This window comes from Pseudonocardia broussonetiae (assembly GCF_013155125.1).
GTDB classification, from domain to species: Bacteria; Actinomycetota; Actinomycetes; order Mycobacteriales; family Pseudonocardiaceae; genus Pseudonocardia; species Pseudonocardia broussonetiae.
Genome location: NZ_CP053564.1, coordinates 250,945 through 271,171 on the forward strand (window position 1 = coordinate 250,945; position 20,227 = coordinate 271,171).

Sequence of the window (20,227 nt, forward strand, 5' to 3'; positions counted from 1 at the left end):
CCCCAGCACACGTTCCCGGCCCCGCACACGCTCCCGGCCCCAGCACACGTTTCCGGCTCCCGCGCACGTTCCCGGCTCGCGCGCACGTTCCCGGCTCCCGCGCGGTCCTCCTCCCGCGCGGGTATCTGGCTCCCGCGCTGGTTTACGGCTCGCGCGCACGTTCCCGGCTCCCGCGCACGTTCCCGGCTCCAGCGCATGCTCCCGGCTCCAGCGCACGCTCCCGGCTCCCGCGCACGCTCCCGGCTCCCGTGCACCGGCTCGCGCGCACGTTCTCGGCTCCCGCGCACTTTCGCGGCTCCCGCGCACGTTCGAGGCTCCCGCGTGCGCTCCCGGCTCCCGCGCACTTTCGCGGCTCCCGCGCGTCCCCGGGGGCGCGCGGGAACCCGGGCGGTGCGCGGGACGGGGCGGGGGCCGTCGAGTCGCCTGCCAACCGTGGCGCGCTGCTCGAGGCGGGTGCGCAGCTCGCCGGAGCCGGAACGGCCGTCGGCCTGGCCGGAGCGGCCGCAGCCCCTTACGGGAGCGGCCATCGGCCCGGGCGGTGATCACCGAGGCCGCGCCACCACGGTCTCCGCCGCGACCTCCACGTCACACTCCCGACGATCACCCACGTCGGCGGCCCGAACAGCGGCGGTGATCACCGGAACCGCACCACCACCGCCCTCGCCACGACCCGGACGTCACACTTCCGGCGATCACCAGCCCATTCGCGCCGAACTGCGCACCTTCCAGCGCCGCGCACCCATCCGGACGTGCGCAGGACGCCAGGAAGTGCGCAGGGCGTCGGGCAGGTGGTCGCATCAACTCCGATGACGCCTCCCGCGCGCGTTCCCGGCTCCCGCGCGCCCCCGGGAGTCCGCGGGACCCCGGAACGTGGGCGGGACCCTGGACAGCGCGCGCGAGTCCGGCACGTGCGCGCCTCCGGGGTGCGCGGGGACCCGGGAGTCCGCGGGACCCCGAAAGGTGCGCGGGAGCCGGTGCGCGAGTCCGGCACGTACGCGGGATTTCGTACGGCGCGCGCAAGCCCGGAACGTGCGCGCGGCTCCGGAGTGCGCGGGACCCGGAAGTGCGCGGGGCCCCCGAGTGCGCGGGAGCCGGCTGTGCGCGGTGGCCGGGAGAGCGCCGCCACCCGCGCACCGTCGCGACTCCGGTACAGCGGCCGTAGGGCGGGTAGCGAGGCGGGCCGGCGGGGGGCTGTGTCGCGCGGCCGACGTGGGAGTCACCGTCGGGCGGCGAGCAGCGTGACCCTCCGGGCGCCGGCCGCGGAGCGGCCAAGCGGAGCAGGCGGCCGGCAGGGGCCCACGATGTACTGCGTGAGCACACCGGCCGCGCGGGTTCGAGCAGACGTGCAGGAGCGTCAGCGACGCGCGTCGACGACCTCGGCCTCGACGACCGGCAGGACGGCGGTCGGCGCGGGGGGCGTCTTCGTGACGGCGGGCAGCGAGGCGGTCGCGGGGGCGTCCGGGGTCGCGGGCTCCGCGGGGGCCTCGGACGCGCGGTCCTCCTTGAGGCCCCGCATCTCGCCCTTGAACACGCGGGCGGACTGGCCGACCGAGCGGGCCATGTCGGGCAGCTTCTTCGCGCCGAAGATCAGCACGAGGACGCCGAGCAGGACGATGAGTTCCCAACCACCGAGGTTCGGCACGGGACGTTCCTTCCGTTCGGGGAGCGGGTCTACCGGGCACAACGGACGGGCGGGGCCGAGGATGCGGCCCGCGCCCGCCCGTCACGCCGTCGGGGTGACGATCAGGTCTGGTCGCCACTCGTGGTGAAGGTGCCGTTGGTGCCGTTCGGGAAGAAGCCGCCGGAGCCGGCCTCCTCCGGGGTGAGGTACACGATGTTGTGGACCTGGAAGACGTCGCGCGAGAACGCGATGCCGTTGGCGTCGGTCGGCACGATGTTGCTGTTGCCGTCGTCGTCGGTGATGCCCTGGTCGAGGTCGTCGGGCCCGTCGAGGCTGTCGCGGGCGTCGGAGATGGCGTTCGCGGCGTCCTCCAGGCCCTTGGCCAGCAGGACGGTGCGCACGAGGCCCGCGTGGTAGGCCTCGACCGCGAGGATGCCCGCGGCGGCCTCGAGGAAGGTCTTGTTGCTGATCAGGGCGGCGGCGCCCTTGTAGGCCGTGACGCCCACGTCCTCGAACACGAACGCGCCGAGCAGGAAGTTGTCCTCGTTGGCGTAGACGTCGAACGTCTCGCCGGGCTGGATCAGGCCGGCGGCCGTGGCCGCGGCGGAGAAGGCCGCCTCGATGTCGATCTCCGGGCGCGCGACCTTGGCGTCGCCGAGCGCGGCGCGCAGGAAGTCGACGTGCGCGCGCTCGTCGTTGGCGATCTCCTCGGCGTACTGCCGGGCGAGCTTCGACTCGAACTCGACCTGGCGGCCGCCGGTGACGCCGCCGAGCTTGCCGACGCCGTCGATCTGCGAGTCCTTGAGGCCCTCACCGAAGGCGCCGCGGAGGTAGAACTCGGCCTCGAGGTACTCGAGGTTGAGGGCGAAGTTGAGGACCGCGGCGTCGGTGACGGCGCCGTCGTCGCCGCCGTCGGACGCGAACGCCGAGCCGGACAGCGCGAGGCCGCCGCCGGCGACACCCGCCACGCCGAGACCGGTCAGGCCGGCCGCGCGCAGGAAGCGGCGCCGGTCGACGGCGTTCTCCGAGCTGCGGTTGATGGCCTCGCGCACGAACGCCTTGCTGAACCCTTCGAACACTGCGATCTCCTCGATGCGATGTGCGTCCATGAACGACCCGCGCTGGGGTGCGGGTCGCGGCACAGCAGTGCCGCCGTTCGGGTCAACGAGATCCGTCGCGGCGCCGGTACGGCCACGCACCGTGAACGAAGTCCTTGAGCGCGCCGGTCAGCGGGCGCAGCGCGCCGGTCAGCGGGCGCGCAGCGCCCCGGCGACGACGTCCACGTCGTGCGGGTAGGTGATCTTGATGTTGCGCGGGTCGCCCGCGACGCCGTGCACGGCGAGCCCCGGCGCGAACCGCTCCACGCACGACGCCGTGTCGGTGCCGGCGAACCCCTCGGCCGCGGCGCGCTCGTAGGCGGCCAGCAGCGGGGCGGCGCGGAAGCCCTGCGGCGTCTGCACGGCGGTGAGGCGCACCGGCGCCGAGAGCGTGGCGCCGTCGGCGACCGCGAGGTCGCTGCGCACCAGCCCGGGCACCGCTCCCCCGGACGCGCGGGCGACGCGCAGCACCTCCGCCACCAGCGCGGGCCCGACGAGCGGCCGCGCCCCGTCGTGGACCAGCACGACGTCGACCTCGCCGCTGCCGATCCGCCCGGCGAGGGCCCGCAGCCCGGCCAGCTCCGACGCCTGGCGCGTGGCACCGCCGTCGACGACCTCCACGGCGTGGTCCACCTCGTGGTCGAGCAGCCGGCGGACGTGCCCGTGGTCCTCGGGGCGCACCACCAGCACCACCGGGCCGACGCCGGGCGCACCGGCGAGCGCGTCCACCGACCAGGCCAGCACCGAGCGCCCCGCCACGGGCAGGTACACCTTGTTCCGGTCGGCGCCGACCCGGCTGCCGCTGCCCCCGGCCAGCACCAACGCCGCCGCACCCACCCGCACCGCGCCAGTATCCGCCGTCCTGGTTACCGTCGGGTCATGGACCGGTGGACCGCTTCGGACATCCCGCCCCAGACCGGGCGCACGATCGTCGTGACGGGGGCCAACAGCGGCATCGGCCTCGCCGCCGCGCGCGAGCTGGCGCGGGCGGGTGCGCGGGTCGTGCTGGCCGTGCGCGACACCGCGAAGGGCGAGGCGGCCGCCGCGACGCTGCACGGCCTGCCGGGCACCGCCGAGGTCCGCCGGCTCGACCTCGCCGACCTCGCGTCGGTCCGGGAGTTCGCGGCGGGCGTCGACCACCCCGTGGACGTGCTCGTCAACAACGCCGGCCTGATGGCCGTGCCGTTCCGGCGCACCGTCGACGGCTTCGAGATGCAGACCGGCACCAACTTCCTCGGCCACTTCGCGCTCACCGGGCTGCTCCTGCCGCGGCTGACCGACCGCGTCGTGACGCTGTCGAGCGTGGCGCACCGGATCGGCCACCTCGACGTCGACGACCTCAACTGGGAGCGCCGCCGCTACCAGCGCTGGCTGGCCTACGGGCAGTCGAAGCTGGCCGACCTGGTCTTCGCCTACGAGCTGCAGCGGCGCTTCGTCGCGGCGGGCTCGCTGCTGCGCTCGACGGCCGCGCACCCCGGCTACGCCGCCACCAACCTGCAGTCGCGCACCGAGTCGGTGCAGGACCTCGCGATGGGCCTGCTCAACCGCGTCGTGGCCCAGGGACCCGAGGGCGGGGCGCTCCCGACGCTCTACGCCGCGACCGTCCCCGACCTGCCCGGGGGCTCCTACATCGGCCCCGACGGGCCCGGGGAGGTCCGCGGCGCGCCGCGTCCGGTGGGCAGCTCGGCGGCCTCGCACGACCGCGCGCTGGGCCGCGCGCTCTGGGAGAGGGCGGAAGCCCTGACCGGTGTTCGGCCGGATGTCGCATCCGCCGTCGCCTGACGAGGTCTCACGCCCGGACGGCGATCACGCACAGTACTCTCGACGGAGGTCTCACCGTCGAGTGCCGGCGTGACGTCGCGACCCCCGGGCACCGGTGGGAGAGCCACGGGACAACGCGATCGGTCGTCGTGGAAGGGCACGTGCAGAGAGGGCGGGGGGTGACGCGCAGTGGACGAACGGATCCGACCGGGGCGTGACCGCACCCCTCCCCGGACGCCACCGGGCGACACCCCGTGGCCGCGGCGGGCCGAGCGCGAGCGGCTCGACCAGGAGCGTCGCGAGCAGGAGCGGCGCGACCGCGACCGGCGCGACCGCGAACGCCGCGAGCGCGACCGCGAGCGCCGGGAGCAGGACCGCCGCGAGCGCGCCCGGGCCCGGGCCGCCGACGGGCGCCCCCCGGTGCCGCCGCGCCGCCGCCCGACCGAGCCCGTGTCCGTCGAGGACCCGACCCGCCCGGTCGGCCCCCGGGTGCGCGCCGCCGCCGACCGCGCCGCCGCCGACCGCACCGCCACCGACCGCGCCGCCACCGACCGCGCCGCCGACTCCGCGGCCCGCCGCGCCCGGCGGGAGCGCGACCGCGGCGAGCCCGTCACCCGGATCACCCGCCCGGCCGTGCCCCGCCGTCCCGTCGACGACGGCGACGACCTGCGCACCCGCCCCGTGCGGCAGTCACCGCCGTCGGCCACGCCCCCGAAGGCCCCGCTGCCGGCGGCGCCGCCGACGAAGGCCCCGCCCGGGAAGGCGGCCGGCGCGAAGACCCCGCTCGCGAAGGCCGCGCCGACCGGGAAGACCCCCACGACCCCCGCAGGCGGCAGCCGCCCGGCGGGGAAGGCGTCGACGAGCACCCCCGCCGGCGCGGTCGCGGCGAGCGCGGCTGCCGAGGCCGACGAGCCCGGCACGGCACGGCCCGAGCGGACCGGCGGCACCCGCCGCCCCACCCCGCCGCCGGTGCGCCGCACGGGCCGGCGCCGCCCCCGCACCCTGGGCCGCGCCCTGCTCACCACCGCGGCCGCCGCCGTCGCCCCGGGCAGCGGCCACCTCATGCTGCACCGCCGCCGCACGGGCTGGCTGATCCTCGGCCCGTTCCTGTTCCTCGTCGTCGCGCTCCTGCTGCTCCTGGCCACCCAACGGCGCTCCACGCTGCTCACGCCGCTGCTGTCGTCGAGCGGGCTGGGCCTGGCCGCGGCCGGCTGCGTGCTGGCCGCGCTGGCCTGGATCGCGGTGATCGTGCGGACCTGGCTGATCTCCCAGCCCCGTGGCCTCGACAGCACCCGGCGGACCGTCGGCGTCGCCGTCACCACCGCGCTGTGCCTGCTGGTGGCCGCGCCCTTCGGGTTCGCGGCGAACCTCGCCAACTCCTCGCGCTCGGTGCTCGGCGAGCTGTTCACCGACGACGCCGACAGCGCCGCGGCGCTCGGCCCGCGCGTCAACCTGCTGCTGGTCGGCAGCGACGCGGGCCCCGACCGCACCGGCACCCGCACCGACACGATGATGGTCGCGAGCATCGACACGGCGTCGGGCCGCACCACGCTGTTCAGCCTGCCCCGCAACATCGCCTACGCGCAGTTCCCGCCGGGCTCCCCGATGGCCGAGGAGTTCCCCGACGGCTTCCACGACAGCGCGGAGCCCTCGGGCAACTACTACCTCAACGCCGTCTACGCCTACGGCCACGAGCACCCCGACCTCGCACCGACGACGCCGACCGACGACCCGGGCCTCAACCTGCTGCACCAGACGGTCTCGTACATGCTCGGGCTCGAGCTGGACTACTACGTCGAGCTCAACATGGCGGGCTTCGCCGCGATCATCGACTCCCTCGGCGGCGTGCGCGTCGACGTCGGCCCCGAGCGCATCCCGATCGGCGGCATCAGCCCGACCGGCCGCGCGGTCACGCCGACCGGCTACATCGAGCCCGGGGTCCAGCAGCTGGGCGGCGAGGACGCGCTCGCGTTCGCCCGCTCGCGCACCAACTCGACCGACTACGTGCGCATGGGCCGCCAGCGCTGCCTGATCCAGAACATCCTCGACCAGAACCAGCCGGCCGAGCTGCTCACGAACTTCCAGTCGATCGCGCGGGCCACCACCGACAGCGTCTCCACCGACATCCCGCAGCAGGCGCTGCCCGCGCTGCTGTCGATCGCGGACGCGCCGATCCAGCTGGAGAGCGTCGCCTTCGACCCGAACCTGCCCGACCCCGACCAGTCCGACGGGCGCTTCAACACCGGCGACCCCGACTTCGACCTGATGAAGCAGGTCGTGCAGGACGCGATCAACCGCGACCCGGCCGCCACGCCGCCGACCGTCGCCGCCGCCCCGTCGGCCATCCCGGAGGCCAACGAGGCCGACGAGGACTCCGAGACCGGCGACACGGGCGCCGAGGCCACCAGCGACGCGCCGCTGACCTCGACCCCGGTCTCGGTCGCCCAGAGCTGCTGAGGGCCCAGAGCTGCTGATCAGGGCTCAGGTCCCGCCCTGCGGCCGCCACGTGTACTCGACCTGGGGACGCCCGGTCGTGCCGTAGCGCAGGGCCCGCTCGGCCAGGCCCGTGTCGGCCAGGTGCTCCAGGTAGCGCCGCGCGGTGACCCGGGAGACGCCGACGAGGTCGGCCACCTCCACCGCGGTGCGCCCGGCGTCGGGCACCAGCACCGCCGACACCTGGTCGAGCGACTCGCGGCTGATCCCCTTGGGCAGGCCGCTCTCCACGACCGGCGCGCGCAGGGCGTCGAGCAGGCCGTCGACGTCGGACTGCGCGACGAGCGGGCCCGGGTCGCGCTCGCGGTAGGCCAGGTAGCTCTCCAGCTTCGCGCGCACGACCCCGGCCGGGAACGGCTTCATCAGGTACTGCGTGGCGCCGAACGCCACGGCGGCGCGGACGACCTCCAGGTCGCGGGCGCGGGTCACCATGATCACGTCGCTGGCGTGGCCGGCCGCGCGCATGCGGCGCAGCACGTCGAGCCCGCTCATGTCGGGCAGGTGCACGTCGAGCAGGACGAGGTCGACGGGCCGGATCGCGAGCGCCCGCAGCGCCGCGGTGCCCGTCGCGGCCCGCCCGACGACGGCGAACCCGCGCACCCGCTCGACGTAGGCGGCGTGGGCGTCGAGCGCGATCGGGTCGTCGTCGACGACCAGGGTGCGGATGACGAGCCCGTCGCTCACGACAGCACCTCGCGGACCGGCAGCCGCACGCGCAGCTCCGCGCCGCCGCCGGGCGCGTTCCCGGCCGACACGGTGCCGCCGTGGCGGTGCACGGCCCGGCGGACGAGCGCGAGCCCCAGCCCCCGGCCCATCCCGTCGGTCGGCTTGGTGCTGAAACCGCTGGTGAACGCGGCCTCCGGGTCGTCGAGCCCGGTGCCGCTGTCGGTGACGCGCAGGACGAACCCGCCCGCGTCGCACCCGGCGTCCAGGCGCACCCAGCGCGGCTCGGGACCCTCCAGCGCGGCGTCGACGGCGTTGTCGAGGAGGTTGCCGACGATCGTGACGAGGTCGCGCGGGTCGGCGATCCCCGCCGGCACCTGCGCGCCCTCGCCCAGCCCCAGCTCGACCCCGCGCTCCCCCGCCTCCGCCGCCTTGCCGACGACGAGCGCGGCCAGCTCGGGCACCGCGATGCCCGCCAGCACGGCGTCGGTGAGGTGGCGGGCCAGCTCCAGCTCCGCGGTGGCGTAGGTCAGCGCCTCCTCGGCCCGGCCCAGCTCGATCAGCGAGACGACGGTGTGCAGCTGGTTGGCCGCCTCGTGGGCCTGCGCGTTGAGCGACTGCGCGAACCCGCGGATCGTCTCCAGCTCGCTGGACAGGGCGCGCAGCTCGGTGTGGTCCCGCAGCGTCACGACGGTCCCGAGGTCGCTCCCGCCCCACCGGGCCGGCGCCTGGTTGACCACGACGATCCGGTCGGCGGTCAGGTGGATCTCGTCGGAGCGCCGCTCCCCCGACCCCAGCGCGCTCCCCAGCACGTCGGGCAGCCCCAGCTCGTCGACGGGCCGCCCGGCGACCTCGGCGGGCAGCGCGAGCAGCCGCCGCGCCTCGTCGTTGACGAGCTGCACGCGCCCGCCGCGGTCGAGCAGCACGAGCCCCTCGCGGACGGAGTGCAGCACCGCGTCGTAGTACTCGTACATCCGCGACAGCTCGCCCGGCCCCATGTCGTGCGTGGTGCGCCGCAGCCACCGGCTGACCAGCCAGGACCCGAGCGCGGCCAGCGCCAGCGCGGGGAGCGCGATCGCCAGCAGCACCGGCAGCCGCCCCGCCAGCTCGCGCGAGACGGCCGTGACCGTGCGCCCGGCCGACACCAGCGCGACCACCCGGCCGCCCTCGTCGACGACGGGCACGACGGAGCGCACCGACGGACCGAGCGTGCCCGTGTAGGTCTCGGTGAACGTGGTCTCCCCCGCCACGGCCGGACCGATCGTGCCGCGGAAGACCCGGCCGATCTCCGACGGGTCGGGGTGGGAGTACCGGACGCCCTGCGGGCTCATCACCACGACGAAGTCGGTGGCGGTGTCGGCGCGCACGGCCTCGGCCAGCGGCTGCAGAACCGCCGACGGGTCGGGCTCCTCCAGCGCCTCGCGCACCTGCGGGACCGCCGCCAGCGTGTGCGCGACGCCGAGCATCTCCTCGGCCGTCTCGCGCGCGTTGTCACCGGCGAACTGCAGGTACGTGGCCACGCCGACGCCGCCCAGCACGAGCACCACGAGCGCGGCCTGCAGGGCGAACAGCTGGGCCGCGAGGCTGAGCCGCGCCATCCGGCGAACAGGGATCACGCTGCGTACGCTCCGTCGAACGAAATGAACGAAAGGGTGAGGCGCACCACAACTCCCCTCATCCTGTTGCCGAAGGGTGCCGTCCGGAGTCCCGGACGCGCAACGCACCGTTCTGTCGGATTCGAAGGGGAACCCGTGTCCACCAGCACCGAGAACACCAGTCCTGGCGCGCAACCGGCCGAGAGGCGGGACCGCACGCACTACCTGTACATCGCCGTCATCGTCGCCGTCATCCTCGGTGTCGTGGTGGGCATCGTCGCACCCGACCTCGGCAAGTCGCTCAAGCCGATCGGTACGGCGTTCGTCGACCTGATCAAGATGATGATCTCGCCGATCATCTTCTGCACCATCGTGCTGGGCATCGGGGCGGTGAAGCAGGCCGCGAAGGTCGGCCGCGTCGGCGCCATCGCGCTCGCCTACTTCCTGACGATGTCGACCGCGGCGCTCGCGATCGGCCTCGTGGTCGGCAACATCGTGCAGCCCGGCTCCGGCCTGCAGCTGCCCGAGGAGCCGTACGAGCCCTCGGGCTCGGGCGAGAGCGGGCTCGACATCATCCCGGACACCCTCGTCAGCCCCCTGGTCGGCACGAGCGTCCTGCAGACGCTGTTCGTCGCGCTGCTCGTCGGCTTCGCGGTGCAGGCGCTGGGGACCAAGGGCGAGCCGATCCTGCGCGGCATCGGGTACTTCCAGAAGCTGGTCTTCAAGGTCCTCGTCATGATCCTCTGGCTGGCCCCGATCGGTGCGTTCGGCGCGATCGCCGCCGTCGTCGGCGAGACCGGCTGGTCCGCGATCGGCGCGCTGCTGCAGATCATGCTCGGCTTCTACCTGACCTGCGCGCTGTTCGTCTTCGGCATCCTCGGGCTGGTGCTGCGCCTGGGCGCCGGCATCAACATCTTCACGCTCTTCAAGTACCTCGGCCGCGAGTTCCTGCTGATCGTCTCCACCTCGTCGTCGGAGTCGGCGCTGCCGCGGCTGATCGCGAAGATGGAGCACCTGGGCGTCTCCCGCCCGGTCGTCGGCATCACGGTGCCCACCGGCTACTCGTTCAACCTCGACGGCACCGCGATCTACCTGACGATGGCGTCGCTGTTCATCGCCACCGCGCAGGGCTCGCCGCTGGCGCTGGGCGAGCAGATCTCGCTGCTGCTGTTCATGATCATCGCCTCGAAGGGCGCCGCGGGCGTCACCGGTGCCGGGCTCGCGACGCTGGCCGCCGGCCTGCAGAGCCACCGCCCCGACCTGGTCGACGGCGTCGGCCTCATCGTCGGCATCGACCGCTTCATGTCCGAGGCCCGCGCCGTCACCAACTTCGCCGGCAACGCCGTCGCCACGGTGCTGATCGGCAACTGGGTCGGCGAGTTCGACCGGCGCCAGGCCGACCGCGTCTTCACCGGTCAGGACCCCTTCGACGAGACCACGATGGTCGACGACGACCACGGCGCCCCCGGCGAGGAGCCGGCGCCGTCGCTGGAGAAGTCGCCGACCGCGTCGCGGACCTGACGCACCCCGCCCGACCCGGACGGCGCCCCCTCCGCGGGGGCGCCGTCCGCGCGGGCAGCGTCCCGACCAGGGGGGCCGCCCGCACCGTCCCGTGCCGTTCTGTCAGGCTGGGACGCGAAGATGACCTGCGCCGACACCGTCCGGGGTCGGCGCACGGAGAGGAGACAGCCGAGATGGCACTGCCCACGCTCACCCCCGAGCAGCGCGCCGACGCCCTGAAGAAGGCCGCCGCCGCCCGCACCGCCCGCAAGGAGCTGCGCGACGCGATCGCCCGCGGCGACGAGACGATCCCCGCGGTGCTCGACCGCGCGAAGTCCGACACCATCGTCGGCAAGACCAAGGTCGCCGACCTGCTGAAGAGCCTGCCCGGCTACGGCCCGGCCAAGGTCTCCGCCCTGCTGGAGCAGACCGGCATCGACGCCTCGCGCCGCGCCGCCGGCCTCGGCGACCGCCAGCGCCAGGCGCTGCTCGACGCCCTCAAGTAGGCGGGCCACCGCCCGGTCCCGGACACCGGGGCCGGGCGGGCACCTCCCGGGTGGCAGTCTGGCGGCGTGGAGACCACCGTCGACGTCGCACCCGGGATCCGGCTGTGGGCGCAGGACCTGCCCGCCGCCACCGACGCGCCGGAGCCCGATCCGGTCCTGCTCGTGATGGGGGCCAACGCGTCGGGACTGCTGTGGCCCGACGAGCTCGTCGCGCGCCTGGCCGAGCGCCACCGCGTGATCCGCTACGACCACCGCGACACCGGCCGCTCCACGTGGGCGTTCGACGAGCACCCGTACGCGATCGCCGAGCTGGCCCGCGACGCCGTGGCCGTCCTCGACGCGTTCGACGTCCCGCGCGCGCACGTCGTCGGGATGTCGCTGGGCGGGGTGCTGGGCCAGCTCCTGCTGCTCGACGCCCCCGAGCGCGTCGCCACCGCCACGCTGTTCTGCACGGCCGCGCTGGGCGGGTACGGCTCGCCCGACCTGCCCGCGCCCTCGCCCGCCCTGCTCGCCCTGTGGGAGCAGATGGCCGACCCCCGCGACCTCGAGGCCGAGCTCGACTGGCGGGTCGCGCACTGGCGCCTGCTCAACGGCACCGGCACCCCGTTCGACGCCGACTGGTTCCGCGCGCTGGAGCGCCGGGCGATCGAGCACGCCGGACGCCACGACACCACCGCCGCGCACGCCCGCGCCTCCCAGGACGGGCTCGAGCGCGGGGCCGAGCTCGCCGCCGTCGAGGTGCCGACGCTCGTCGTCGAGGCGCCGGAGGACCCGGTCAACCCGCCGCCGCACTCCGGGCACCTGGCGCGCTCGCTCGGGCGCGGGCGCCTGGTCCGCATCCCCGGGATGGGGCACGCGGTCAACCGGACGGTCGTGGCGCCGCTGGCCGCCGCCGTGCTGACGCAGACCAGCGGCGCGCACTCGCGCGGCTGACCCGCATGAGGCGCCGGGCTCAGGCGCCCCAGCGGTAGCGCCGCTCGGGCCGCCCGGTGCCGCCGTAGCGGAGCCGGACGACCGCCGAGCCGGTGGCGACGAAGTGCTCCAGGTAGCGGCGCGCGCTCACCCGCGACAGCTCGGTGCGCTCGGCGCACTCCGAGGCCGACAGGTCGCCGTCGGCGGCGCGCAGCACGCCCTCCACGAGCCGTGCGGTGGTGGCCGTGAGCCCCTTGGGCAGGCGCGCGGCGACGCCGGGGCGCGCGCCGAACACCGTGTCGATGTCGGCCTGCCCGGCCCGCCCCTGGTTCGACCCGGCCAGCCCCGCCAGCCGCCCGCGCACCCGCCCGATGCGCTCGACGTGCTGGGCCAGCACCGCGGCGTCGAAGGGCTTCACGAGGTAGTGGGCCGCGCCCCCGTGCAGGGCGCCGGTGACGGTCGCGGCGTCGTCGGCGGCGGTGATCACCAGGACGAACGGGTCGTCGGCGGCGCCGGTGCGCAGCAGCCGCAGCACCTCCAGCCCCGAGACGTCGGGCAGGTAGACGTCGAGCAGCACCAGGTCCGGGCGCAGCTCGCGGGCCAGCGCCAGCGCGTCGGCGCCGGTGTGGGCCACGCCGACGACCTCGCAGCCCGGGATCCGCCCGACGTAGCCGCTGTGCACGCGGGCCACCATGAAGTCGTCGTCGACGACGAGCACCCGCATCACGCCACCCCCCCGGCGGACGGCAGCACGGCCGTGAAGACCGCCCCGTCCTCGTTGTGCACCGCGATCGTGCCACCCCGGCGCAGGCAGGCCTGCCGGGCGAGCGCCAGCCCGAGCCCGCGGCCGCCCGGTTCCTCGGCCGCCTTCGTGCTGAAGCCGTGCCGGAAGACCTCCTCGGCGAGCTCGGACGCGACGCCCGGACCGGAGTCGCGGACGGTGACGCGCACACCGCCGTCGTGGGGGTCGTCGGCCAGGCCGACCTCGACGTCCCCGCCCGTACCGGCGGCGTCGATCGCGTTGTCGACGAGGTTGCCCAGCACCGTCACCAGGTCGGCGGAGAACGCCGGGTCGCGCCGCGCGGGGGCGAGCCGGGTGCCGGGCGCGAGCCGCAGCGCCACCCCGCGCTCGGTCGCGAGGCTGGCCTTCGCCACGAGCAGCGCGGCGCCCGCCGCGTCGCCGACGCGCTCGGTGACCTCCCGGCGCCAGTGGTCGGACTCGGCCACCACGCCCGCGACGAACCGCCGCACCTCGTCGTGCTCGCCGAGCTCGGTGAGCCCGGCGATGGTGTGCAGGCGGTTGGCGAACTCGTGGGTCTGCGCCCGCAGGGTGTCGGTGACGTGCCGGGAAGCGTCGAGGCGGTCCTGCAGGGTGGCGAGCTCGGTGCGGTCCCGCAGTGTGACGACGGCGCCGACCTCCGCCCCGTCGACGACGACCGGCATCCGGTTGAGCACGAGCACCCGCGCCCCGCGCAGCACGACCTGGTCCTCCCCCGCGCTGGCGCCGGTGAGGACGTCGCGCAGGCGGTCGTCGAGGGCGTCGAGCTCGGGCATCGCGTCCCCGGTGTCGGCCGGCAGGTCCAGCAGCTCGCGCGCGGCCCCGTTGAGCAGCGTCACGCGGTGCCCGGCGTCCATGCCCACCACCCCCTCCTTGACGCCGAGCAGCATCGCCTCGCGCCGCTGCACCAGCTCCACGATCTCGGCGGGCTCCAGGCCCAGGGTCTGGCGGCGCACGCGCCGGGCGAGCAGCAGCGACCCCACCACCCCGACGACCAGCGCGACGCCGAGCAGCGCGGCGGTCCGCCCGGGCGCCGCCGCGAGCCCGGTGAGCAGCGGCGGCGCCGCCACCCGCGCCTCGACGATGCCGACGACCCCGCCGTCGTCGGCCAGCACCGGGACCTGCGCGACGACCGTGCGGCCGTCGGGGTAGCCCACCCACGACCGGCCCTGCCCCGCGGTGCTCTCGCCGAGGGCGAACGGGGTGCCGACGGCGGCGGGGTCGGCGGCGGTGCGCACGACCAGCCCGGCGTCGACGACGGCGATCTCGTCGGCGCCCGAGAGGTCGCGCGCCGTCGTGGCGATGGCGGGCAGCGGCCCGTACTCGCCGACCTGCAGGCTCTGGCGCAGCGCCGCCGTGGCCGCGACGTCCTCGGCGACCGAGAGCATCCGCCGCCCCTGGACCTCCCGGAACGCGGCGTCGGACTGCGCGACCGCGAGCGCCGCGACGGCGGCGAGCAGCAGCGCGACGATCCCGAGCTGCCAGCCCAGGAACTGCCTCGCGAGCGTGCGCCGCGGAGCGGCTCGTCCGGGCATGCCCGCAGCCTGGCACGCGCGTGACCGAAACGACCACAACGACCGTTGCGCGAGGAAGCGAGACACGGGCCGGGGACGCCCCGCACGATGACGCGCACCACGAACCGACACCTCGAACGATCCCTCAACGGAGAGGAACGGCCATGCGTCCCCGGACCGTGCTGGGAGTGCTCGCGGCGATCGCCGCGGTGCTGCTGGTGCCACCACTGATCGGCTCGGCCGCGGGCGGCGGTGACGGCACCCAGCTGCGCGGGCTGCGGGTGCTCGTCCCGAACTCGCCCGGCGGCGGCTACGACATCACCGCCCGCACGGCGGCCCGCGCGATGGAGGACTCCGGGACGTCCGGCGCGGTGGAGGTCTTCAACCTCCCCGGCGCGGGCGGCACCGTCGGCCTCGGGCGCACCGTCAACGAGAGCGGCAACGACCGGCTGGTCATGTCGATGGGCCTGGGCGTCGTCGGTGCGGTGTTCACCAACTCCTCGCCCTCGACGCTGGCCGACGTCACCCCCATCGCGCGGCTGACGCAGGAGAGCGAGATCGTCGTCGTCGGCAAGGACTCGCCCTACACCTCGATCGAGCAGCTGCTCGCGGCGTGGACGGCCGACCCGGGCGCGGTGCCCGTCGGCGGCGGTTCCTCGCCGGGCGGCCCCGACCACCTCGCGCCGATGCTCATGGCGCAGGCCGTGGGCCTGGAGCCGAGCGCGGTCAACTACGTCTCCTACGACGGCGGCGGCGAGCTGCTGGCCGCGGTGCTGGGCGACAAGGTGGCGTTCGGGGTGTCCGGGCTCGGCGAGTTCGCCGAGCAGGTGGAGGCGGGCGAGCTGCGGGTGCTGGCCGTGACCTCGGCCGAGCGCGCCCCCGGGCTCGACGCGCCGACGCTGACCGAGTCCGGCGTCGACGTCGAGTTCACCAACTGGCGCGGGATCGTCGCGCCTCCGGGGCTGGACGACGCCGCACGGGCCGAGCTGGTCGAGGCCTTCACGTCCCTGCACGGGACGCCGGAGTGGACCGAGGCGCTCGAGACCAACGGCTGGGACGACGCGTTCCTGGTCGGCGACGACTTCGGCGCGTTCCTCGCGTCGGAGAACGACCGCGTGGCCGGCGTGCTGCGGGAACTGGGGCTGGTGACATGACCACGATCACGAGGGACTGGCTCCGGGAGCACTCCGAGCTCGGCGTCTCGGTGCTGCTCGGCCTGGTCGGGCTGGTCGTCGTCGTCGACAGCCTGCTGGGCTCCGACGCCGCCGCGAGCTCCGACCCGCTCGGCCCGCACGCCGTGCCGCTGCTGGTCGGCACGCTGCTCGTGGTGCTGGCCGTGCTGCTCGCCCGCGACGTCCTGTCCGGCGGGCACGGCGAGGCGGAGAGCGGCGAGGACATCGACCTGACGGTGCCCGCCGACAAGCGCACGGTGCTGCTGCTGGCGGGCGTCCTCGTCGCGACCGCCGCGCTCATCCCGCTCCTGGGCTGGCCGCTGGCCGGCGCCGGGCTGTTCTGGGGCGCGACCTACGCGCTCGGCTCGCGCTCGGTCCCCCGCGATCCGCTGATCGCGGCGGGGGTCTCGCTCGTCACGTGGATCCTGTTCGACGCCCTGCTCGGCGTCGACCTCCCCGGCGGGCCGCTGATGGGGGTGTTCGGCTGATGACCGGCGACGCACTTCTTCCCGCGGAGGCGGAATCATGATCGACTCGCTCAACTCGCTGATGGGCGGCTTCGCCGCCGCCCTGACGCCGGGCAACCTGCTCTTCGCCGCGGTCGGGGTCCTGCTGGGCACCGCGATCGGCGTGCTCCCGGGCATCGGCCCGGCCATGGCGGTGGCGCTGCTGCTGCCCGTCACCTACGCCTTCGACCCGACCGGCGCGTTCATCCTGTTCGCCGGCATCTACTTCGGCGCCATGTTCGGCGGCTCGACGACCTCGATCCTGCTCAACACCCCCGGCGAGTCCGCGTCGGTCGTCGCGGCGATCGAGGGCAACCCGATGGCCCGGCAGGGGCGCGGGGCGCAGGCGCTCGCCGCGGCCGCGATCGGGCACTTCGTCGGCGGGATCGTCGGGGCGATCGGCATCGTGCTGCTCGCACCGCTCGTCGCCTCGGTGGCCGTCGACATCGGCGCGCCCGACTACTTCGCGATCATGGTGCTGGCGTTCGTCGCCGTCACCGCGGTGCTGGGCACCTCGCGGATCCGCGGGTTCGCCGCGCTGGCCATCGGCCTGACGATCGGCCTGGTCGGCCTCGACCCGATCTCCGGGCAGCCCCGGCTCACGTTCGGCGTGCCGCAGCTCGCCGACGGCATCGACGTCATCATCGTCGCGGTCGGGCTGTTCGCCGTCGGCGAGGCGCTGTGGGTGGCGGCGCACCTGCGCCGCACCCAGGACCAGGTCATCCCGGTCGGGCGCCCGTGGCTCTCCCGCGAGGACCTCAAGCACACGTGGAAGCCGTGGCTGCGCGGCCCGTTCATCGGGTTCACGTTCGGCTCGATCCCGGCCGGTGGCGCCGAGATGTCGACGTTCATGTCGTACGTGACCGAGCGGAAGCTCTCCAAGCGCCCCGAGCTGTTCGGCAAGGGCGCGATCGAGGGCGTCGCCGGTCCGGAGGCTGCGGCCTCGGCCTCGTCGGCGGGGACGCTGTCGACGATGCTGACGCTCGGCCTGCCGACCACCGCGATCGCGGCCGTCATGCTGGCGGCGTTCCAGCAGTTCGGCATCCAGCCGGGCCCGCTGCTGTTCGTCAACGAGCCCGACCTGGTGTGGACGCTCATCGCGAGCCTGTTCATCGGGCTGGTGCTGCTGCTGGTGCTCAACCTGCCGCTGGCCCCGGTGTGGGCGAAGCTGCTGCAGATCCCGCGGCCCTACCTCTACGCCGGCATCCTGTTCTTCGCCTGCGTCGGGGCGTACGCGGTGAGCGGCCAGCCCGTCGACCTGATCGTGCTGCTGGTGATCGGCGGCATCGGGTTCCTCATGCGCCGCTACGGCCTGCCGGTGCTGCCCGCGATCATCGGCGTCATCCTCGGCCCGGACGCGGAGCTGCAGCTGCGCCGGGCCCTGCAGATCTCCGACGGCGACTGGTCGACGCTGGTCTCCACGCCGCTGTCGATCATCGTGTACATGGTGATCGCCGCCCTGCTGCTGTTCCCGGTGGTGCGGAAGGTCGTGGGCCGGCGGAACGCGCCGGAGAAGGAGAGCGCGTCGGTCTGACCCCTCGGACCACGTTCAGGAACGCCACGTTCCCGCCATCCGGTGGCGGGAACGTGGCTTTCCTGCAACTCAGGCGAGGGGGGCCCGCCCCGGACCGGGCGCACCGGCGAACGCCTGGGCGAACGACAGCCACTCCGTCGCCACCGGCCCCGTCACCTCCAGCGCCGTGTCGTCGCGGTGGCGGCGCTGGGTGACCAGCAGGCAGAAGTCCAGGGCCGGGCCGGTGACGCGGTCGGCCGCGTCCTCGGGCCCCCACGTCCACGTGCCCCCCGACGGCGCGGCGAGCTCGACCCGCACCGGCACCTCGGGCGCGGGCCGCTCGCGCACCGCGTAGCTGAACGGCATCGCCCGCACCCCGATGTGCGCGACGTGGCGCAGGCGGTCGGTCGGCTCACGCGTGACGCCCACGGTGTCGGCGACGTCCTGCCCGTGCGCCCAGGTCTCCATGATCCGCGCGGTGAGCGAGGAGGCGGCGCTCATCGCCGGGCCGAACCACGGCACCCGCAGGCCCGGGTCGAGGTCGCGGAAGACGGCGACGAGCCGGGCCCGCGCCTCGTCGAACCACGCGAGCAGCTCCGCGGGCGGTAGGTCGCGGTACCGCTCCGCGATGGCGTCCGGGTCGACGCCGGCGTCCGCGAGCGCGGCCAGCGCCGCCCGGAACGCGTCGGGGTCGGTCGCCGACTGCACCGCCACGTCGTCGAAGTGGGCGAGGTGGCTCACCTGGTCGCGCACGGCCCAGCCCGCGGCGGGCGTCGGGGCGTCCCAGCCGGCGTCGTCGAGGTCGGCCAGCAGGGCCCGCAGGACGGCGGACTCCGCCGCGAGATCGTCGGCCAGTCGGTGCATGTCGGGTGCCATGACACGGACTCTAGGAGCCCGCACCCCTCCCGGGGGCCGCCGACGACCACCCACCGCAACGTTCGTCGCACAGGCTGTACCGGTCACCGCGCGCCACAGCACCCGATCGAGGCCGGCCGTGCCCGGACGTGGCGCCGCACACCGTCGGTGACCCGCCGAACGGCGGCACCACCGATGGGCCACCCGGCCGGGACACCTGCCCCCACCACGGGTATCGCGGCCGGACGCAGCGCCGTCAACGGTTGCGACACACCCCCCGGAGGAGTGGTGTAGGACCGGCGAACCCTCGAGTGGGCGTGCACAGGGCGTATGGCATGGTTGCGCCGCGTCACTGTGGGAGGAGAGCCGTGCAGGTCGTCTCGATCATCAATCACAAGGGCGGCGTGGGCAAGACGACGCTCACCGCCAACCTCGGGGCCGGTCTCGCCGCGCGAGGCCGGAGGGTCCTGCTACTGGACCTGGACTCGCAGGCCAGCCTGACGGTCTCGTTCTTCACGCCACCGGAGTGGGCCGAGCAGCTGCTGCCCGAGCGGACCATCAAGCACTGGTTCGACGGCCTCGACGACGGCACCGCGCTGGAGAGCCCCGGCGGCCTCGTGGCCACGCCGCGGCGCGTGCGCGAGAAGCTGTCGCGCTCGCCGGGCCGCCTCGACCTGATCGCCGCGCACCGGGACCTGTCCGACATGGACACGATCCTCGCCGCGCAGCTCATGTCGGCGCCGGAGCGGTTCGTCGACCTGCACAGCCGGCTGCGCGCCGGTCTGGAGCACCCGGCGTTCGCGGAGTACGACGTCGCGCTGATCGACTGCGCTCCCAACTTCGGGCTCATCGCCCGCAACGCGGTGGCCGCGAGCGACCTGCTGCTCATCCCGACCAAGCCCGACTACCTGTCGACGAACGGCATCGACTCGCTCGGGCTCAAGATCCGCGAGTTCGTCGACGAGTACAACGCGCGCTCGCTGGAGCAGATCACCCGCCCGCCGGCGTCGGTCGTGTTCACGATGGTGCAGCTGCACGACGACCAGCCGATCGAGGCGCAGCGCGCGGTGATGAGCCGGATCGAGGCGGGCGGCGTCGCGCCGCTCTCGACGACGATCCGCGACAGCAAGGCCGTGTACGGCCCGGCGCCCGAGTACGGCGTGCCGGTCATCCTCGGCGGCACCGGCCGCGCGCTCACCCGCGAGCTGCGCGACCTGGTCTCCGAGGTCTCCGCCCAGATCGACGGCACCGAGGGGATGGCGGCGTGACCGAGCTGCTCACGGCGGAGACCTTCCCGGCGGGGTCCTTCCGGACCGAGCCCGTGGTCGTCGACACCCTGGTCGTCGACCACCCCGTGCTGCCCGCGGCCGCGCTCGCCCGCGTGCTCAACGAGCTCTCGCCCGAGCAGCTGCGCGACCTCGCCGAGGGCCGCGGCCGCCTGGTGTACGCGCCGTGCGCGCCGCCGACGCGGTCGCGCCGGCCCGCGGCGCCCGTCGTCGACCTGAGCGCCGACGTCGAGGCGATCCGGGAGATGCGCACGCGGACCGACATCACCGACCACCTCGCCGACCGGCGCTTCACGGTGCCGGTGCTGCGCGAGCTGGCCCGCGCGCTGGGCCCGACGGTGCCGAGCACCGGCCGCAACCGGGCCGAGCTCGTGCACGCCATCGTCGAGGGCACGGTGGGCTTCCGCGCCCGCTCGGCCGCGCTGTCCGGCGGGGCCTGGCTCTAGCTCGGCCCC

18 protein-coding genes are annotated in these 20,227 nt (G+C 75.0%); 10 read left to right on the top strand and 8 right to left on the bottom strand.

Annotation, left to right across the window (positions count from 1 at the left end; genetic code table 11):
* Positions 1–1,354 precede the first annotated feature (1,354 nt).
* From tatA to HOP40_RS01245, 3 genes are all read right to left on the bottom strand, one after another.
* Positions 1,355–1,642, bottom strand: coding sequence for a Sec-independent protein translocase subunit TatA (tatA, locus tag HOP40_RS01235; protein ID WP_172154000.1), 288 nt, complete (start codon positions 1,640–1,642; stop codon positions 1,355–1,357).
* A gap of 101 nt (positions 1,643–1,743) precedes the next feature.
* Complete coding sequence (locus HOP40_RS01240) at positions 1,744–2,700, bottom strand: ferritin-like domain-containing protein (protein ID WP_240157453.1); 957 nt, start codon at positions 2,698–2,700, stop codon at positions 1,744–1,746.
* 168 nt (positions 2,701–2,868) lie between these two features.
* Positions 2,869–3,561: an IspD/TarI family cytidylyltransferase gene (locus tag HOP40_RS01245; RefSeq protein ID WP_172154002.1), complete on the bottom strand. Its 693-nt coding sequence runs from the start codon at positions 3,559–3,561 to the stop codon at positions 2,869–2,871.
* A 36-nt stretch (positions 3,562–3,597) separates the two neighbouring features.
* Here HOP40_RS01245 and HOP40_RS01250 point away from each other — a divergent pair, with 36 nt between their 5' ends.
* Both HOP40_RS01250 and HOP40_RS01255 read left to right on the top strand, forming a co-directional pair.
* Positions 3,598–4,500: an oxidoreductase gene (locus HOP40_RS01250; protein WP_172154003.1), complete on the top strand. Its 903-nt coding sequence runs from the start codon at positions 3,598–3,600 to the stop codon at positions 4,498–4,500.
* 168 nt (positions 4,501–4,668) lie between these two features.
* A complete protein-coding gene (locus tag HOP40_RS01255; protein ID WP_172154004.1) occupies positions 4,669–6,936 on the top strand; it encodes an LCP family protein in 2,268 nt (755 codons plus the stop codon).
* A gap of 24 nt (positions 6,937–6,960) precedes the next feature.
* On the opposite strand, the gene HOP40_RS01260 is transcribed toward HOP40_RS01255, so the two are convergent.
* Complete coding sequence (locus HOP40_RS01260; RefSeq protein WP_172154005.1) at positions 6,961–7,656, bottom strand: response regulator; 696 nt, start codon at positions 7,654–7,656, stop codon at positions 6,961–6,963.
* Positions 7,653–9,251, bottom strand: coding sequence for a sensor histidine kinase (locus HOP40_RS01265; RefSeq protein WP_338053046.1), 1,599 nt, complete (start codon positions 9,249–9,251; stop codon positions 7,653–7,655). Before HOP40_RS01265 ends, HOP40_RS01260 begins: the two co-directional genes overlap by 4 nt.
* A gap of 135 nt (positions 9,252–9,386) precedes the next feature.
* Between HOP40_RS01265 and HOP40_RS01270 the strand changes: the two genes are divergently transcribed.
* The 3 genes from HOP40_RS01270 to HOP40_RS01280 all read left to right on the top strand — a co-directional run bounded on the left by HOP40_RS01270 (position 9,387) and on the right by HOP40_RS01280 (position 12,169).
* Complete coding sequence (locus HOP40_RS01270) at positions 9,387–10,751, top strand: cation:dicarboxylate symporter family transporter (RefSeq protein WP_240157454.1); 1,365 nt, start codon at positions 9,387–9,389, stop codon at positions 10,749–10,751.
* A gap of 173 nt (positions 10,752–10,924) precedes the next feature.
* Entirely contained in the window at positions 10,925–11,236 is a 312-nt protein-coding gene (mihF, locus tag HOP40_RS01275) for an integration host factor, actinobacterial type (RefSeq protein WP_172154007.1), read from the top strand.
* Between the two features lie 66 nt (positions 11,237–11,302).
* Entirely contained in the window at positions 11,303–12,169 is an 867-nt protein-coding gene (locus HOP40_RS01280) for an alpha/beta fold hydrolase (RefSeq protein ID WP_172154008.1), read from the top strand.
* A 19-nt stretch (positions 12,170–12,188) separates the two neighbouring features.
* Here the strand turns inward: HOP40_RS01280 and HOP40_RS01285 are convergent, their stop codons facing one another.
* Positions 12,189–12,875: a response regulator gene (locus tag HOP40_RS01285; protein ID WP_172154009.1), complete on the bottom strand. Its 687-nt coding sequence runs from the start codon at positions 12,873–12,875 to the stop codon at positions 12,189–12,191.
* The gene (locus tag HOP40_RS01290; RefSeq protein WP_172154010.1) at positions 12,872–14,461 is read right to left on the bottom strand and encodes a sensor histidine kinase; all 1,590 of its coding nucleotides are present in this window, start codon (positions 14,459–14,461) and stop codon (positions 12,872–12,874) included. Before HOP40_RS01290 ends, HOP40_RS01285 begins: the two co-directional genes overlap by 4 nt.
* Positions 14,462–14,604: 143 nt before the next feature.
* On the opposite strand from HOP40_RS01290, the gene HOP40_RS01295 reads away from it, so the two are divergent.
* The 3 genes from HOP40_RS01295 to HOP40_RS01305 are packed head-to-tail and all read left to right on the top strand — an operon-like array spanning position 14,605 to position 17,652.
* A complete protein-coding gene (locus HOP40_RS01295) occupies positions 14,605–15,594 on the top strand; it encodes a Bug family tripartite tricarboxylate transporter substrate binding protein (RefSeq protein WP_172154011.1) in 990 nt (329 codons plus the stop codon).
* Positions 15,591–16,100, top strand: coding sequence for a tripartite tricarboxylate transporter TctB family protein (locus tag HOP40_RS01300; RefSeq protein WP_172154012.1), 510 nt, complete (start codon positions 15,591–15,593; stop codon positions 16,098–16,100). Before HOP40_RS01295 ends, HOP40_RS01300 begins: the two co-directional genes overlap by 4 nt.
* 37 nt (positions 16,101–16,137) lie before the next feature.
* The gene (locus tag HOP40_RS01305) at positions 16,138–17,652 is read left to right on the top strand and encodes a tripartite tricarboxylate transporter permease (protein WP_205347046.1); all 1,515 of its coding nucleotides are present in this window, start codon (positions 16,138–16,140) and stop codon (positions 17,650–17,652) included.
* Between the two features lie 69 nt (positions 17,653–17,721).
* Here HOP40_RS01305 and HOP40_RS01310 read toward each other — a convergent pair whose 3' ends face one another.
* Positions 17,722–18,507: a TIGR03084 family metal-binding protein gene (locus tag HOP40_RS01310; RefSeq protein WP_172154013.1), complete on the bottom strand. Its 786-nt coding sequence runs from the start codon at positions 18,505–18,507 to the stop codon at positions 17,722–17,724.
* A gap of 347 nt (positions 18,508–18,854) precedes the next feature.
* On the opposite strand from HOP40_RS01310, the gene HOP40_RS01315 reads away from it, so the two are divergent.
* Entirely contained in the window at positions 18,855–19,754 is a 900-nt protein-coding gene (locus HOP40_RS01315) for a ParA family protein (protein WP_172154014.1), read from the top strand.
* A complete protein-coding gene (locus tag HOP40_RS01320; protein ID WP_172154015.1) occupies positions 19,751–20,218 on the top strand; it encodes a hypothetical protein in 468 nt (155 codons plus the stop codon). The genes HOP40_RS01315 and HOP40_RS01320 overlap by 4 nt, the downstream gene beginning before the upstream one ends.
* Positions 20,219–20,227 lie beyond the last annotated feature (9 nt).

Excerpts from the sequence above, each read along its gene's own strand:
- HOP40_RS01290 (WP_172154010.1), bottom strand. The coding sequence starts at position 14,461 with ATGCCCGGACGAGCCGCTCCGCGGCGCACGCTCGCGAGGCAGTTCCTG.
- mihF (WP_172154007.1), top strand. The coding sequence starts at position 10,925 with ATGGCACTGCCCACGCTCACCCCCGAGCAGCGCGCCGACGCCCTGAAG.
- HOP40_RS01305 (WP_205347046.1), top strand. The coding sequence starts at position 16,138 with ATGATCGACTCGCTCAACTCGCTGATGGGCGGCTTCGCCGCCGCCCTG.
- HOP40_RS01250 (WP_172154003.1), top strand. The coding sequence starts at position 3,598 with ATGGACCGGTGGACCGCTTCGGACATCCCGCCCCAGACCGGGCGCACG.
- HOP40_RS01300 (WP_172154012.1), top strand. The coding sequence starts at position 15,591 with ATGACCACGATCACGAGGGACTGGCTCCGGGAGCACTCCGAGCTCGGC.
- HOP40_RS01310 (WP_172154013.1), bottom strand. The coding sequence starts at position 18,507 with ATGGCACCCGACATGCACCGACTGGCCGACGATCTCGCGGCGGAGTCC.
- HOP40_RS01295 (WP_172154011.1), top strand. The coding sequence starts at position 14,605 with ATGCGTCCCCGGACCGTGCTGGGAGTGCTCGCGGCGATCGCCGCGGTG.